Genomic DNA, 15,646 nt, shown 5'->3' with positions numbered 1-15,646 from the left:
TCGATATCCCTTGTGTGTGATGAATGGTGGAGAGTCTTGGCCCGTCAGGCACCAGACCCGACAAGAAGAAGTCTGTCCGAGGGGCGGCGTCTGCGAATCGGATGATCGGTCGGGACCGCCTAGTCCCTTTTGACTACCGTGACGCAACCCACTGGACTGGACCGGGTGGTCCAGACGTGTGCGTCCGGCCGGCCGGTCAGAACCGCTGCGTCGCGACGTGGTCCAGGAGCCCCATGCGCATGGCCGCGACCAGCGCCTGGGCGCGGTTGGCGGCGCCGAGCTTCTGGTAGATGTGCGTGATGTGGGTCTTCGCCGTGGACTCGCTCATGAAGAGCCGGGAGGCGATCTCCCCGGTGCCCAGACCGTCCGCGAGCAGGGTCAGCACCTCGTCCTCGCGACCGGACAGCTTGGGGGTCACGGGTCCCGTGGCCCGGCGCATCATCGCCTCGCTGAGGCCGGTGCACAGGAAGGTCCTCGGGGCGACCGCCGCGTGCTTGGCGGCGCTCACCACCTCGGTCGCCTTGCTGTCCTTGCCGACGAAGCCGGACGCGCCGGCCTCCATCGCCGCGAAGATCTGGTCGTCGCCGGCATGCATGGTCAGCACCACGACGCCGGTCGTGGCGTTGGTGGCACGGATGGCGCGCACGACGTCGAGGCCGTGTCCGTCGGGCAGCTGGAGGTCGGTGACCACGACGTCCGGGCGGAGCTGCTCGAAGGCCACGAGGGCGTCGGCCACATTGCCCGCCTGACCGACGACGGTCGTCTCGGTGTCTCGTTCGAACGCGCGAGCCAGGCCCTGACGGATCAGCTCGTGGTCATCGACGAGGAGAACTGTGGTGCTCATGTCGAGTCATCCCTTCGGTGGCGACGTGGTGCTTGGTCTGGAGCAGCACGACGGTGCCACCCTCGGTTCGTGGCGAGATCGTGAGCTCGGCGCCGATGCACTGGGCACGCTCGCGCATCGTCTGCAGGCCCCAGTGCTTCTCGCGCGGGACGGCGTTGCCGACGCCGTCGTCCTCGATCTCGAGCCTGATGCTGGCTCCGTCGCAGACGAGGGTCACCCAGAGGTTCGTCGCCTCGGCGTGCCGGCGCACGTTGCCGATCGCCTCCTGGGCGACGCGCAAAAGCTCGACCTCGGTGCGGCGGGGGAGCGGCGGGCCCGACTCGTCGAGCACCAGGTGGACCCGCAGGTCCGTGCCGTGGCTGACCTCGCGGACATATTCCGCCAGCGCACCGGCCAGTTGGTGGTCGGCGACATGGTGGCGCAGGTCGAAGATGGAGAAGCGCAGGTCGGCGACCACGCGGCTGATCTCGTCGCGCAGTGACGCTGCGAGCGACTGGACGCTCGACTCCGAGGTCATGGACTCGATCTCGTCGACGACGTAGCCGAGCGCCACGATTTCCTGGGCGACGCCGTCATGCATCTCGCGAGCGATCCGGGTGCGTTCCTCGGACGTCGCCATCAGGCGCACCTCGTCGAAGGTCACCGCGGTGTCGAGGCGGAGGACGAATTCCTCGGCGACCTCCTGTGCCATGGCCAGCAGCTCGAGTGTCCACCCTGCCTCCCGGACCAGCACGACGGAGCCGAACGTGTTGTCCGCGACGGCCAGGCAGATGGACGCGATGCTCGGGTCCACCTCGCCGTCGACGTCCGGGGGCGGCTTGAGGTCGCCGTACGACGAGATGAGGTCGACCTCGTCCTGTCGGCCGTGCAGCAGCACGGCCGAGCGCGAGGCCCCGGTCGTGCGCCGCAGTGCGGCCTCGAGCTCGGCGGCGAGCTGCACGCTGTCGAGGCCGACCGCGCCGGCGCTCGTCAGGTCGTGCAGCTGGGACATCAGCTGGTGGGCGGCGGCGAACGGTGCCTGGCGGGCCTCCAGGTCGCGCACGGAGCGCGACTGCCAGCCGGCCAGCTGGCCGACACCCAGGCCCATCACCAGCCAGGGCACCGACTCGAGGATGCGCGCGACGTCGGTGCGGCCTTCGCTGAGGATCGCGGTCGCGATCACGGCGATGGCCCCGACGAGGGTCACGTTGAAGCAGGCCACGGCGCCATGACGAAGACCGGCGATGACAGGCGGTGCGGCCAGGTAGACGAGCAGTGCCGCTTCGGGCGGAGCACTCGTCAGGACCAGCGCGCTCAGGAGGGCCTCGGTGACAGGCAGCCACGACCCACCCCTGGTGAGCACGCCCAGCTCCAACGTGGAGCAGGCGACCGCGATCACCCCGAGGGCCAGCAGCACGGGCAGCGCGCGGGTCGCGTCGGCGGTGCTCAGCAGCAGGCCCGCGGCCAGCGACAACGTGAACGTACGGATGGCGGCGCTCGCACGCGCGGAGCGGGCGGAGACGGGGATGCCAGTGAGGGGATCGGGCCGGACCTGGTTGCGCATCAGCGGTTGCTGAACGTCTCGGCGATCTGTAGACCGGCTGGTCCGAGGATGACGATGAACAGGCACGGCAGGATGAACATCACGAGCGGGATCATGATGCGCACCGGCACCTGCTGGGCCTTCTCCTCCGCCCGCTGGCGGCGCTTGACCCGCATCTCCTGGCTCTGGATGCGCAGCACCCGGCCGATCGGGATGCCGAGGGCGTCCGCCTGCACCATGGACAGGCAGAAGGACTTCAGGTCGGGCAGCGAGGAGCGCATCGCCATGCTGCGCATCGCCTCGGCGCGGCCCACGCCGATCTGCATCTCCTGGAGCAGGCGGTTGAACTCCTGGGACAGCGGCCCGGTCGTGTTCTTGGCGACGCGTGCGACCGCCGAGTCGAAGCCGAGGCCGGCCTCGACGGAGACGGTCAGGAGGTCGATGGCGTCGGGCAGCGAGTTTCGCATCAGCTTCTCGCGCTTCTGGCCTGCGTTGTAGAGCAGCACGTTGGGCAGGACGTAGCCGAACCCGGCCGCGAGGCCGGTCGCGACGATGACCCGCAGGAAGGACCAGTCCAGGCCCAGGAAGTAGAGGAAGCCGAGGACGGCGAAGACGCCGAGCCCGAGCACCTTGAGGCCGATGATCCGGCTCACGTCCCAGCTGGGCGGGTTGCCGGCGATGTTGAGCCGATACTGGAGCTTCTGGGCGGTGTCTGCCCGCACCATCTTGCGACCGATGTCGACGAAGCGGTCGCCGAGCGGGCCGATGACGCGCTCGACGAACGGGAGCTCGAGCTCCGCCTTCAAGACGTCGGGGGCGGAGTCGATCGCCTGGATGGCGGCAACGGACCGGGCGACGCCACGGCGCTCGCTGGTCACGACGCCGATCACGGACAACGAGAGCGTGATGGCGGCGACGAGCAGGAGCGCGCCGGCCAGCAACATCGGGGACATCAGACCTCCACCTTGGCCAGCTTGGACATCGAGAAGGAACCGAGGGCAAGGAGAACGAAGGCGGCAAGCAACATGATGTATCCAGGGAACGTGGTGTACAGGGGTCGGACGTACTCGTTGTTGACGAAGTAGAGATAGACGAAGATGGCGGGAGGCAGGAATCCGAGGATGTATCCCGACAGGCGACCTTCGGCGCTGAGGGAGCGGACCTGTCGCTTGAGGTACTCACGCTCGCGCAGGGTGTCCGCGACGGTGTTGAGGATCTCGGCGAGGTTGCCGCCGACCTCACGCTGGATGCGGATCGCCATGACGACCCAGGCGAAGTTCTCGCTCTCCATGCGCAGCGCGACGCCGTCCATCGCGTCGGTGATGTCGACACCGAGTCGCTGCTCGATCAGGGCACGGCGCAGCTCGCCGGCGATTGGCTCGTGGCCCTCGCGCACGACGGTGTCCACGGCCTGGGGCAGCGAGAGACCCGCCTGGAGCCCGCCCGCCATCAGGCCGAGGGACTCGGCGAGCTGGGCGTTGAAGGCGTTGAGCCGACGGCGGTGCCTGAACCTGAGGTAGATCCACGGGAGGACCGCTCCACCGATCAGGCCGAGCACGGCCAGGCCGGGGCCGCCGAGGATGAAGCAGACGAGGGCGGAGCCCACTGCGATGCCGACGTGCATGAGCAACCACTCGGCTGCGGTGAGCGCCGACCCGGCGCCGGCGAGTCGCTGGGCGATCCGTGTCTCCATGTCGGCGCTGACGACCTTGTTGGTCATCGCCACTGCGGAGTCGAGAGCCCCGGAATCTGCCGTGGCCTTCTTGCGGCTGCCGGGCGTGCCACCCGTGGAGCCGAAGTAGGAGTCCAGACGGCGCTCGGCGTTCGAGCGTCCGATGCGGGGGCCGGAGATCACGATGCTCATCAGGCCGACGAGCCCGAGGAAGAGGACGAGTGCGCCCAGCAGCATCAGCGGCGTGCTCACGAGGGCCTTGCCGTTCTCGACCACGTCAGGGATCGAGGTCGCGGCGGCGAGAGTGACGAACGCCGAGTCGGTGTAGGACGTCTCGTCGGCCCGGAGCGTCACGGTGATGGACGCTTCCTCCTTGGAGTCGTCCGGGGCGTCGAACGTCACGAGGATCTGCTGGGCGAGTGCGTCGGCCTGCGCTGCGAAGACCGTGCTCAGGGCAGCCGGGTCGGCAGGGATGACCTTGCCGCCGGTGTCCTCCGCGAGACCCGCGATCTCCGATGCCTTGGCCGAGCGGCCCAGGGAGACGACGTCGACGACGACCTCGCGGTCCTCGGCCTCGCTGGACGCCACTTCGAGCGTGGTCGCGCTGCCGGTGTCGGCACCGTCGGAGAGGAGGAGCACGGCGCGCGACCCCTCGGCACCGACGATGTCGACGCCCTCGAGCAGGGCGTCGTAGACGCTCGTGCCCTTGCTGAGCTCGATGCCCAGCAGGGCGGTGCGGATGGCGTCGTGGTCGGTGGTGGGCTCGATCGTCTGCTGGATGTCGCCGGCGAACGTCACGAGACCGATGGCCACGTCGGCCGGGGCCTGGTCGAGGAACGCGTTGACAGCGGCTGTGGCGGCAGCGAACTTGGCGCCGCGCATGCTGTTGCTGGCGTCGAGGACGAGGACGGTCGAGCGGTCGATGTCGCCCGCCGACACGATCTTCGCCGTGGCGTCGACCGCTCGACCGTCCACCTCGACCGCGACGGACGAGGGGTCGGCGATCGCGCCGGTGGGCAGACCGTCCACCGACAGCACCAGGGAGACGCGGCGTTCGGCGGACTCGATGTGGTCGATGCCGATCTCGTCCGCGGCGTGTGCGGCCGGGGAGACCAGGAGTGCTGCGAGCCCTGCTGCGGCGAGGACCGCGACAGCCCGAGCGGGACGGCGGCGCGTCATTGCAGTGATCCTCCGGTGGCGAAGATGGCGGGGTTGACCTTCACGCCGTGGTCAGCGAGGTGCTCGAGGAAGCGCGGCCTGAGGCCCATCGACTTGAGGTGGCCCTTGAACTTGCCGTGCTCGTCGGTCCCGGCGCTGTAGTCGAACAGGAAGACGTCCTGGGTGGTGATGATGTCGCCCTCCATGCCGACGATCTCGGTGATGGCGGTGATGCGGCGCGTGCCGTCCTTGAGACGGGTCTGCTGGATGATGAGGTCGACGGCACTCGCGACCTGCTCGCGGATGGCGCGCACGGGCAGGTCCATGCCGGCCATCAGCACCATCGTCTCCAGACGGGCGAGCGCATCACGAGGCGTGTTGGCGTGCAGTGTCGAGATGGAGCCGTCGTGGCCGGTGTTCATCGCCTGCAGCATGTCGAGCGCGGCTGCGTCGCGGATCTCACCGACGACGATGCGGTCAGGGCGCATGCGTAGCGAGTTCTTGACCAGGTCACGGATGGTGACGGCGCCCTTGCCCTCGATGTTGGGCGGACGCGACTCCAGCCGGAGCACGTGGTCCTGGTGCAACCGGAGCTCGGCGGCGTCCTCGATGGTCACGATCCGCTCGTCGTCCGGGATGAAGGAGGAGAGCACGTTGAGCGTCGTCGTCTTGCCGGCACCCGTTCCACCCGACACGAGGATGTTCAGGCGACCGCGGACACAGCCCTCGAGCAGATCGGCCGCCTGACGGGACAAGGAGTCGAAGCTGATCAGGTCCTCGATGGTGTAGGGATCCTCGGAGAACTTGCGGATGGTCAGCTTGGAACCGTCGAGCGCCAGCGGCGGGATGATCGCGTTGACACGGCTGCCGTCGGGCAGGCGAGCGTCGACCATCGGGCTGGTCTCGTCGACGCGACGACCGATCTTGCTGACGATCTTGTCGATCGTGCGGCGCAGGTGTGCCTCGTCGGCGAACTGCGCGTCGGTCTTGACGAGCTTGCCGCTGCGCTCGATGTAGATGCTGTTGTAGGCATTCACCATGACCTCGGAGAGCTCCGAGTCTCGCAGCAACGGCTCGAGCGGGCCGTAGCCGAGGATGTCGTCGGCGATCTCCTGGGAGACGCGGGCCCGGTCGACCGAGGACATCGGCTGGTCGGCGTCCGCCAGTGCGGTCTGCAGCGCGACGTGCACCTGCTGCTCGAGCTCGGACTGGGTCATGTGCGCGTCGTAGAGCTTAGGGCCGAGGGCCTCGACGAGCTTGGCGTGCACGATCTTCTTGACGACCGCGAACGGGTCGCGGCCGGTCTTGGCCTTGCTCGCGGTCAGCGTGGCCAGGGTGGTGGCCGAGGTGGGCGGCGCCGCCGGCGCCGCTGTGGGCGGAGGGGGTGCGAGGGTGGTCGTGCCGTTCGGCGGGGTCACCGGGGGAACGGGCTCGGCGGGCGCCCCCTGCTGCGGGCGGGCTGACCGCTGGGCGGCGGCAATGCGATCGCTGAGACTCATGTCAGCCCCTCCTGAGGCGCAGGCGACCGCCGGAGACCTTGTGGCCCTCGGACTGGGTCGCATCGACGTTGGTGAACGAGTGGGCGAAGGCGACGATCGCCTTGCTGTTGGGGTGTGACGGGTAGGCACGCACCAGCGCCTCTCCGCGGTTCACGGCGGAGAGCACCTCGCGGCTCGAGACCAGGGAGATGTCGGCCTTCAGGCCGACGGTGGACTCGAACTCGTCGGTCGTGAGACCGACCTTGCCGTCGGCCCGGTTGAGCACGAACTTCCAGGTGTCGCGGGGGAAGTTCAGGAGGTCGAGGGTTCCTGTGGCGAGCTTGAGGCCCTTCAGCGCGGGGATGTCCAGCGTTGCGACCAGGACGATGGTGTCGGTGCGGTCGAGGGCGGTCAGCGCGTTGTCGTCGAACACGCCGGACGTGTCGACGACGACGTAGTCGAACATGCCCTTGAGGGTGTCGATCATGGTGCCGATGTCGACCGCGGTGGCGTGGTCGGGGGAGTCGAGACGGACGGGTGCCGCCACGATGGCGAGGCGCTTGGAGTGCCGGGTCAGGATCGACTCGAGCGCAACCTCGTCGATCATCCCGTTGAATGCCACGAGGTCGTTGATCGTCCTGGCCGGCGTCAGCTGCAGCATGATCGCGACGTCGCCGCTGTTCACGTCGAGGTCGATCAGGCACACGTTGTGGCCCGCGTCGCTGAGCGCCACGGCGGTGTTGGTGGCAATCAGGCTCTTGCCCACGCCGCCCTTGGTCGAGAAGACGGTCAGCACCTTGCCCTGGGGCATGTCCGCGGCCGCCTGGGCCGCAGCGACGTCCGCCTTGGCCTGCGCCATGGCGGACGAGGCAGCGGCCTGGGCCTCGACCTCGATCGTCTTCGCGATCTCGCTGGCGACCGACCGCGCACGGTGCACGGCGGTGGTGATGCCGGCCAGGTCATTGGCCTCGACGACCTCGCGCATGCCGCTGCGCAGTGCGGTGGTGAGCACGTCGTGGTCGACGGTGCGACGGAGCAGGATCACGCCGAGGTCCGGGCGACTGATCCGGGCCCACTTGGCGAACGCCGTGGCCGCGTCGACGTCGACCGTGGGGCCGATGACGACGGCGAACTCGTGCGGGCTGGCCGCGATGTGGGCATTCAGGTCCTCGAACGACTTGAACGCCACCGACCCGTGCAGCATCGTCTGCACGATGGCGAGGTGCCCGACGTCGGGCTCGAGGATCGCGGTCACAATGCGTTCCGGAACGGTTCGGGCATCACGTCGACAGCGGTGACGCCCGGCTTGTCGACGACCTTGGACTCGCTCGTCAGCATGGCGAAGGAGACGTCGCCGTTGCGCGCGGCGTAGATGAGGCGCTCGGCCTCCTTCTGGTCCACGGCGACGGTGAGGATGGTCCGGGCGACCTGCTCGACCTCTTCCTCGCCGTCCTCGGTCTTGGTGGTCCTGGCAGCGATGCTGGTCGTGCCGACGCCGACGACCTCGACCTTGGGGAGCAGCAGGCGGGTGTACGGCGCCAGCTTGAGCTCCTTGCCGTCGGGGAGGATCCGCACGGGGTCGGCGGAGATGAAGATGGCGACCTCCGAGCCGGGGTTGACGAAGCCGGCGACCCGCTCGGGGTCGGTGAGCTCGACGGAGATCGCGATCTTGTTGTCCGGGATGACAAGGGTGTCGGCGTCACCGAGGCTGCCGAACTTCCGGGCGATGATCTGCTCGCCGGGGTAGATCGTCCCGAGGGCGACGAGGTCGGAGATCGAGCTGGTGGAGGAGAGAGCCCCCTCGACGAGGTCGATCTTGCGGACCTCGGTCTTCTCGAACTTGCCGGCTTCCTGGGCGGCGGACACGTCGTCGCCGATCTCGATGACATCGGTCGCGGTGAGGACCTCGACGAGCTCCTGGCCCTCGGTCGCACGAGCATCGATGCCCTGGACGTAGAGGACGATCATCGACGTACCGACCAGCGCGATCAGCGCGGCTACGAGCAGGAGAACAGAACGGCGAGCCATGTGGCGATCCTTCACAGTCAGAGAATCCAGGGGGTTTCATCTGGGTGTGCTCAGGCCAGCCGACTGGCGTGGCAGAACCGCGCCCAGGGGGCTTGGGGAGGACCCAGATTCCAGCCCCAGGCGCAAAATCTAGGGCTCTCGCCGAAGGGTTGTGGGCTAAACCGAACAAACTGCCCATAGGTCGCATCGGCACCACCCGTTATGACTACGTGAGCGGTCGTTCAGGTAGTCACAACGTGGGATTCCGGGACGCTGGGAGTCGAATCGGCAGCGATTCTCAGGGGACGTAGAGAGCTTCGACGTCCTGGCGGAACTCGCGCATCACGACGTTGCGCTTGAGCTTGAGGCTCGGGGTCAGGTGCCCGCGCTCCTCGGTCCACTCGTCGGGGAGGATCGTGAACTTGCGGATGGCCTCGGCGCGCGAGACGGCCTTGTTGGCGTCGTCGACGGCGAGCTGGATCTCGGCCAGCAGGTCGGCGTCGTCGATGTTGCTCTCCACCGAGCCGGACTTGCCACGCGCCTCGGCCCACGCCGGGAAGGACTCGCGGTCGATGGTCACCAGCGCGGCGATGAAGGGCTGGCCGTCGCCGACGACGACACACTGGTCGACGAGTGCGTGGGCACGCAGACGGTCCTCGAGCACGGCGGGCGCGACGTTCTTGCCCCCGGCGGTCACCAGGATCTCCTTCTTCCGGCCGGTGATCCGGACGAAGCCCTCGTCGTCGACCTCGCCCACGTCACCGGTGCGGAACCAGCCGTCGGTGAGGGCCTCCGCCGACGCGGCCTCGTTGTCCCAGTAGCCGCTGAAGACCTGGCCGCCCTTGAACAGGAGCTCGCCGTCGTCCGCGACGCGTACGGCGGTGCCGGGGATCGGCCGTCCGACCGTGCCGATCTTCTGGGCGTCCGGGAGATTGACCGTGAGGGCGGCCGTGGTCTCGGTCAGGCCGTAGCCCTCGAGCACGACCACGCCGATGCCGCGGTAGAAGTGGCCGAGCCGCTCGCCGAGCGGGGCGCCACCGGAGACGGCATGCGTGCACTCCCCGCCGAGGGCGGCTCGCAGCTTGGCGTAGACCAGCTTGTCGAAGAGGGCGTGCTGGGCGCGCAGGCGCAACGGCACTCGGCCTTTGTCCTGGGCGCGCGAGAAGGCGATCGCGGTCTCGGCGGCCCGGTCGAAGATCTTGCCCTTGCCGTCGGCGGTCGCCTTCTGGGACGCGGTGTTGAAGACCTTCTCGAAGACGCGCGGCACGGCCAGGATGAAGGTCGGCTTGAATACCTCGAGGTCGCCGAGCAGGTTCTTGATGTCGGCGCTGTGCCCGAGGCGCACGCGCTTCTTGATGCAGCCGACCTGGATGATCCGCGCGAACACGTGGGCCAGGGGCAGGAAGAGCAGCGTCGAGGCGCCCTCGGTGTCGAAGAGCCGGTCGAGCTCGTGGGTGGCCACACCCAGCTCGAACATGAAGTTGCCGTGGCTGAGCATGCAGCCCTTGGGTCGACCCGTCGTCCCGCTGGTGTAGATCAAGGTGGCCAGGTCGGCCGGCGTGGTCGCCGTACGACGCTCCTCGAGCGCCTCGTCGGAGATGTCCTGGCCGAGCTTGCCGAGCACGCTCACGGCGTTGTCGTCGATGGACCACACGTGGTTGAGCTCTGCGCCCGAGCCGGCCTCGCGTGCCTCACGCACCCGGGCCAGGTGGTCGGCGCCCTCGGCCACGACGGCCTTGGCGCCGGAGTCCTGCAGGATCCAGCCGATCTGCTCGGCGGAGGACGTCTCGTAGATCGGCACCGTCGCTGCGCCGGCGAACCAGATCGCGTAGTCGAGGAGGGTCCACTCGTAGCGCGTCTTGGAGATCAGCGCCACCCGGTCGCCGGCCTCGATGCCAGCGGCCATCAGGCCCTTGGCGACGGCGCTGACCTCGGCCAGGAACTCGGCGGCGGTGACCTCGTCCCAGCCGTCGCCGGTGTTGCGACTGAAGACGACGGCGTCGGCTGCCTCGCGCGCGTTGGTGACAACGTCATCGGTGAGGTTGCCCGCGGTGGGGATCTCGGTCGTCAACGGCGTGGCGAACTCGCGCACAGGGGGCCTCCTTCAAGGGACAGGTGCTCGCAGGCTATCGCTGCCTGCCGGCGCCGGGCGCGGTGGTCAGGGTCCGGTAGGGTCACCGCCATGGCCGAACAGACGACCTCGTCGATCGTGATCGACGCTCCACCCGCCGCGGTGATGGCGGTGATCGCCGACTTCGACTCCTACCCCACATGGGCCAAGGGCGTCACGACCGCCGACGTGACCGTGCCCGGTCCCGACGGCCGCGCGGAGCAGGTCTTCTTCGAGCTCGACGTCTCGCCGATCAAGGACGAGTACACCCTCGTCTACGAGTGGGACGGCGACCGTGAGGTCACTTGGACCCTGGGCGAGGGCAAGATGCTCAAGGCGCTGGACGGCAGCTACACCCTGCGCGACCTGGGCAACGGCTCGACCGAGGTCACCTACTCCTTGGCGCTCGACGTCTCGATCCCGCTGATCGGCATGCTCAAGCGCAAGGGCGAGAAGATCCTGATCGACACCGCGCTCAAGGGCCTGAAGAAGCGCGTCGAGTCGCTCTGAGCGCGCAGTCCTGACGCGTGCGGATCCTTCTCTTCACCGGCAAGGGTGGCGTCGGTAAGTCCACCGTCGCGGCTGGTACGGCGACACTCTCGGCCGCCTCCGGACAGCGCACGCTCGTGCTGTCGACTGACGCGGCGCACTCGCTCGCCGACGCGTTCGGTGCCCCGGCCGGCGCCGAACCCACCGAGGTCGCCCCCGGGCTGTTCGTCCAGCAGGTGGACGCCCAGCTGCGCTTCGAGCAGTCGTGGGCCGAGATCCAGTCCTATCTCCTGCGCGTGCTCGACGTCGCCGGCGTCGACCCGGTGGCGGCCGAGGAGCTGGCCGTCATCCCCGGTGCCGAGGAGGTGCTGGCCCTGCTCGAGCTGCGGGCCCAGGCGCTGAGCGGCCAGTGGGACGTCATCATCGTCGACTGCGCGCCGACCGCCGAGACGCTGCGGCTGCTCGCGCTGCCGGAGGCGCTCGGGTGGTACATGGAGCGGATCTTCCCGGTCGAGCGCAGGATCGTGAAGGCGCTCGGACCGATGCTGTCGAGGGCGGCGAAGGTGCCGATGCCGGAGGACTCGGTGTTCGGTGCGATCGAGCGCCTGCACGCCGAGCTCGACGAGGTCCACGAGCTGCTCACCGGCCCCGACGCCAGCGTGCGGATCGTCCTGACCCCCGAGTCGGTGGTGCTCGCCGAGGCGCGCCGCTCCTTCACGATGCTCTCGCTGTTCGGCTATCGCGTTGACGGCGTCGTGGTCAACCGCATCTTCCCGGCCGAGGACGCCGACGAGTGGCGTGCCGGCTGGGTCGCGGCCCAGGGCGAGGTGCTGGAGCAGGTCAGCGAGTCGTTCGCGGGCCTGCCGCTGTGGCGCTCGGTCTACCGCACCGGGGAACCGGTCGGCGTGAGCGCGCTGCACGACCTCGCCTGCGAGGTCTATGCCGGCGCCGACCCACTGGCCGTCCAGGAGGGCACGGGCCCCTTCCGGATCACCCGCACCACCTCGGGTGCCGTGGTGCACCTGGCCCTGCCCTACGTCACCCGCGAGGAGGTCGGTCTCGCCAGGCATGGCGACGAGCTCGTGGTCAGCGTGGCGTCGTATCGTCGTCTCCTCACGCTGCCGCCGGGGCTGAGTCGTCACCAGATCGCTGGTGCCCGCGTGGTCGGCGGCGAGCTCCAGGTCAGATTCAAGGAAGGGGCGTCGTGAGCGACACCGAAGACGGACGCGGCGCCGAGGTCGGCTCGCTCGCCGAAGAGGCGGCCAAGCTGTTCGGCGCCCTCAACGGCTGGGCGCGGGAGCAGGGCTCCGGGCTCGGTGACACCGTCACCGGGCTGTCCGAGCACGCCGCCGCCGCGGCCCACGACATCAACGACCACCTGGCCACCGGCTCCGCCGAGTGCACGGTCTGTCCCGTGTGCCGTGCCGTGCACGCCGTACGCCAGCTGAGCCCGGAGGTGAAGGCCCACCTGACCACGGCTGCGGCCTCGCTCGCCCAGGCGGCCGCCGGGATCCTGGCGACTGCGACACCGCCGGCCGGGTCGGACCGCGGCGGTGTCGAGCACATCGACCTCGACGACACCGGTGAGGAATGGCCCGAGGAGACGACGTGACGCCGGGCCCGTTGGCCTGCGGCATCGACGTCGGTGGCACCAAGATCGCCGGGGGAGTCGTGGACGCCCACGGACGCGTGCTCGAGGAGCTCCGGGTGGAGTCCCCGGCCGACGACGTCGAGGCGATCGAGGACGCGATCGCCGGCCTTGTCACCGACCTCGCCGCCCGCCACGACATCGCCTGTGTCGGTGTGGGTGCAGCGGGGTACGTCGACAGCCACCGTGCGCGCGTCCTGTTCGCCCCCAACCTGGCGTGGCGCGACCTCGACCTCAAGGCCGAGCTCGAGGCCAGGGTCCACCTGCCGGTCGTGGTGGAGAACGACGCCAACGCGGCCGCGTGGGGTGAGTTCGCCTTCGGCGCAGGCAAGGACGTCGACGACCTGCTCCTGGTCACCGTGGGCACCGGAGTCGGTGGTGGCATCGTCCTCGACGGACGACTGCACCGCGGCGCCTTCGGCATCGCCGCCGAGATCGGGCACCTGCGCGTCGTGCGCGACGGGATCCCCTGTGGGTGCGGCAACCTCGGGTGCCTGGAGGCCTACGGCTCAGGCACCGCGCTGGTCCGCGAGGCGCGTGCCGCTGCGCAGGGTGGCAGCGCACGCGACCTGCTCGACCGGGCCGGCGGCGACGTCGCCGCGATCACCGGCCCACTCATCACCGAGGCGGCACGGGCCGGCGACGGCTTCGCGATCGAGCAGCTGACCGCCCTCGGCACCTGGCTGGGGGAGGGCATCGCGTCACTGGCGGCCGTCCTCGACCCGGCGATGGTCGCCATCGGCGGCGGCGTCAGCGAAGCGGGCGACCTGCTGCTCGACCCGATCCGCACGGCGTTCGGCAGACAGCTCACCGGTCGTGGGCACCGTCCGGTTGCCGAGGTCCGTCAGGCGGAGCTCGGCACCACGGCGGGACTCATCGGTGCTGCGGATCTCGCCCGAGCCTGACCTGCGGGACTACTCCGTCAGGGCGGAGATGCGCAGGCCACCGTCGCAGGCACTGCCGATCACGCACCCGGTGGGCCTCGCCAGACCCGCCACGTTGCGCTGGAACCGCACGAAGAGGCGGACCGAGTCCTTGGGCCTCTCCTTCAGGCCGGTGGCGACCCCGTTGTCGTCGTAGGTCATCAGACAGGGGTCGTTGTCGTTGGCGCAGCCGAGCTTGTCGACGTAGGTCGAGGAGAAGGTGTTGCCGGCGCAGTCCCCGGTCGAGCTCACGCCGAAGGTCTTGGCGTAGATGTGGTAACCGCAGATGGTGATGGCCGTGAACTTGTAGACCGGGTAGACGTTGCCCGTGCCGCTGCCGTCCACCGTGGTCGGGTCGCAGGTGTTCCTGGCGCAGAACACCGGGACGATGATGGTCTGGCCGAGGAGACCGGTCCACTCGGCGACCGGCGTCTTGTTCTTGAGGTCGCTGATGCCGGTCTCAGCGTCGAGGCAGCTGATGCTCTTGTCGCCGTGGTCGTTGCAGTTGACCGTGAGGGAGGCTGACAGGGTGCTTGCCGACGCTGGGTTCTGGGGCGTCACCACCTCGGCAGGGTTGACGCAGCCCTCCCTCAGCACCTGGGCGACTGCGTCGGGGTTCATGCCGCCGTTGGGCGACCCGGGACAGTTCATGAACCACCAGTTGCCCCCGTTGTCGGCGCTGGGGCAACCGGAGCGACCGGCCGCCTGGCCGGGCTGGGCGATCTCCACGACGGCGCCCGGCATCGCTCCCACCGGGGGAACGTCGGCGGAGCAGATGCCGTAGGGGCGGAAGCGCTCCGCGGCTCCGGGCACGAACGTCACGGCGCGTGCGTCCGCGTCGGCCGTGATCGGGCCGCCGGGGCCGAAGTAGCTGGGGGTGTCGCGGTCGGCACCGTAGGTGACCTCGATGCCGCCGACGTAGCGGTCGGCGGGATCGGTGATGCAGCGAACGTTGAACTCGAGCTGCTGCTGGCCCCCGCGGTTGTCCTCGGCGACGTCGTTGGCCGCGTCTTCGGCCTCGAGCCTGAGGGCGCCGTTGGCCGCCAGCTGCTGGCAGGTGCCCACCTCGTCGGTGTAGACGAGGGCGCCTGCCAGCGCTCCGGCGTCCGTCGCTCCCTGGAGCTGCCGCTTGTTCGCGACAGCCTGGCCGGCGTCGACGACGATGCTGGCGAAGCCGAAGACGACGAAGAAGAAGAGCAGGGCCACGACGATGGCCATGGCACCGCGTTCGTCGCGCTTGCGACGGTTCAGCGGTACTCGCATCGGAACACCCCCCTGCCAGTCATGGCCACGTCGCCGAACCCGGGGAAGTCGAAGGTCGGGAGCGGCAGGCGGATCAGCGGCTCCGACGTGATCGCCAGCTCAACCGTGACCTCGGTGTTGGCCGCGGAGCCGGCGCACGGACGCTCGCAGGGCCCGGGCGTGCCGGTGAGCCTGAAGGCGGGAGCCGGATTCCTCACCCACGTCGCACCAAGGGCGCGTGCCTGGATCTGTCCACAAGCGGGCATCGAACGGTCGACAGCGGCGAACCGTGCCCCTTCGCGCGCGCCGTTGTCCAGCGAGATCTGCTGGCCGAAGGCGAAGCCGAAGTTGACGATGCCCGCGACGACCAGGAGCAGCGGCATGATGACCAGCGCGAATTCGAGGGCAGCGGCGCCCTCTTCGTCCCGGCGTCTGCGCGCGTGCTTGAGCAGCTGCATTCCCACTCCTTGATCCGGTCGCGCTCGCGACAACAGATGGAGACTAGGGAAGGTCGGGGCGTGAGGGGGCACGGCTGACCCAAAATGACCCGAGC

General features: G+C 69.3%; 14 protein-coding genes. 4 read left to right on the top strand and 10 right to left on the bottom strand.

All coding sequences use genetic code 11. The features are described from left to right. Window positions 1–196: 196 nt before the first annotated feature. The 8 genes from C9J87_RS04500 to C9J87_RS04465 all read right to left on the bottom strand — a co-directional run bounded on the left by C9J87_RS04500 (window position 197) and on the right by C9J87_RS04465 (window position 10,773). Window positions 197–844: a response regulator transcription factor gene (locus tag C9J87_RS04500; RefSeq protein ID WP_010833598.1), complete on the bottom strand. Its 648-nt coding sequence runs from the start codon at window positions 842–844 to the stop codon at window positions 197–199. Further along, window positions 816–2,387 (bottom strand): sensor histidine kinase, encoded by a 1,572-nt coding sequence (locus tag C9J87_RS04495; RefSeq protein ID WP_010833597.1) that lies wholly within the window; start codon window positions 2,385–2,387, stop codon window positions 816–818. The genes C9J87_RS04500 and C9J87_RS04495 overlap by 29 nt, the downstream gene beginning before the upstream one ends. After that, window positions 2,387–3,319 carry a type II secretion system F family protein gene (locus tag C9J87_RS04490; protein WP_010833596.1) on the bottom strand — a complete coding sequence of 311 codons (933 nt, stop codon included), beginning with the start codon at window positions 3,317–3,319 and terminating at the stop codon, window positions 2,387–2,389. Before C9J87_RS04490 ends, C9J87_RS04495 begins: the two co-directional genes overlap by 1 nt. Then, window positions 3,319–5,217 carry a type II secretion system F family protein gene (locus C9J87_RS04485; RefSeq protein ID WP_010833595.1) on the bottom strand — a complete coding sequence of 633 codons (1,899 nt, stop codon included), beginning with the start codon at window positions 5,215–5,217 and terminating at the stop codon, window positions 3,319–3,321. The genes C9J87_RS04490 and C9J87_RS04485 overlap by 1 nt, the downstream gene beginning before the upstream one ends. Next, window positions 5,214–6,695, bottom strand: coding sequence for a CpaF family protein (locus C9J87_RS04480; RefSeq protein ID WP_036490996.1), 1,482 nt, complete (start codon window positions 6,693–6,695; stop codon window positions 5,214–5,216). The genes C9J87_RS04485 and C9J87_RS04480 overlap by 4 nt, the downstream gene beginning before the upstream one ends. Before the next feature lies 1 nt (window position 6,696). Beyond that, a complete protein-coding gene (locus tag C9J87_RS04475; protein ID WP_010833593.1) occupies window positions 6,697–7,929 on the bottom strand; it encodes an AAA family ATPase in 1,233 nt (410 codons plus the stop codon). Continuing rightward, the gene (gene cpaB / locus C9J87_RS04470; RefSeq protein ID WP_010833592.1) at window positions 7,926–8,702 is read right to left on the bottom strand and encodes a Flp pilus assembly protein CpaB; all 777 of its coding nucleotides are present in this window, start codon (window positions 8,700–8,702) and stop codon (window positions 7,926–7,928) included. The genes C9J87_RS04475 and cpaB overlap by 4 nt, the downstream gene beginning before the upstream one ends. Before the next feature lie 277 nt (window positions 8,703–8,979). Continuing rightward, window positions 8,980–10,773, bottom strand: coding sequence for an AMP-dependent synthetase/ligase (locus tag C9J87_RS04465; protein WP_010833591.1), 1,794 nt, complete (start codon window positions 10,771–10,773; stop codon window positions 8,980–8,982). Window positions 10,774–10,863: 90 nt separating this feature from the next. Here C9J87_RS04465 and C9J87_RS04460 point away from each other — a divergent pair, with 90 nt between their 5' ends. The 4 genes from C9J87_RS04460 to C9J87_RS04445 are packed head-to-tail and all read left to right on the top strand — an operon-like array spanning window position 10,864 to window position 13,833. Then, window positions 10,864–11,301 carry an SRPBCC family protein gene (locus tag C9J87_RS04460; protein WP_010833590.1) on the top strand — a complete coding sequence of 146 codons (438 nt, stop codon included), beginning with the start codon at window positions 10,864–10,866 and terminating at the stop codon, window positions 11,299–11,301. A 17-nt stretch (window positions 11,302–11,318) separates the two neighbouring features. Then, on the top strand, window positions 11,319–12,488 hold the full coding sequence (locus C9J87_RS04455; RefSeq protein WP_010833589.1) for an ArsA family ATPase: 1,170 nt from the start codon (window positions 11,319–11,321) through the stop codon (window positions 12,486–12,488). Next, window positions 12,485–12,892 carry a hypothetical protein gene (locus C9J87_RS04450; protein ID WP_010833588.1) on the top strand — a complete coding sequence of 136 codons (408 nt, stop codon included), beginning with the start codon at window positions 12,485–12,487 and terminating at the stop codon, window positions 12,890–12,892. Before C9J87_RS04455 ends, C9J87_RS04450 begins: the two co-directional genes overlap by 4 nt. Beyond that, window positions 12,889–13,833: an ROK family glucokinase gene (locus C9J87_RS04445; RefSeq protein ID WP_232211510.1), complete on the top strand. Its 945-nt coding sequence runs from the start codon at window positions 12,889–12,891 to the stop codon at window positions 13,831–13,833. The genes C9J87_RS04450 and C9J87_RS04445 overlap by 4 nt, the downstream gene beginning before the upstream one ends. Window positions 13,834–13,842: 9 nt before the next feature. Here the strand turns inward: C9J87_RS04445 and C9J87_RS04440 are convergent, their stop codons facing one another. Both C9J87_RS04440 and C9J87_RS04435 read right to left on the bottom strand, forming a co-directional pair. Then, window positions 13,843–15,114, bottom strand: coding sequence for a pilus assembly protein TadG-related protein (locus C9J87_RS04440; RefSeq protein WP_107704849.1), 1,272 nt, complete (start codon window positions 15,112–15,114; stop codon window positions 13,843–13,845). Further along, the gene (locus C9J87_RS04435; RefSeq protein WP_010833585.1) at window positions 15,099–15,551 is read right to left on the bottom strand and encodes a TadE/TadG family type IV pilus assembly protein; all 453 of its coding nucleotides are present in this window, start codon (window positions 15,549–15,551) and stop codon (window positions 15,099–15,101) included. The genes C9J87_RS04440 and C9J87_RS04435 overlap by 16 nt, the downstream gene beginning before the upstream one ends. Between the last annotated feature and the right edge of the window lie 95 nt (window positions 15,552–15,646).

It is taken from the genome of Nocardioides allogilvus (assembly GCF_003047285.1).
Taxonomy (GTDB): domain Bacteria; phylum Actinomycetota; class Actinomycetes; order Propionibacteriales; family Nocardioidaceae; genus Nocardioides; species Nocardioides allogilvus.
Note: the sequence above shows the minus strand (reverse complement) of the source record. Positions and strands in the feature narration are given on the sequence as shown.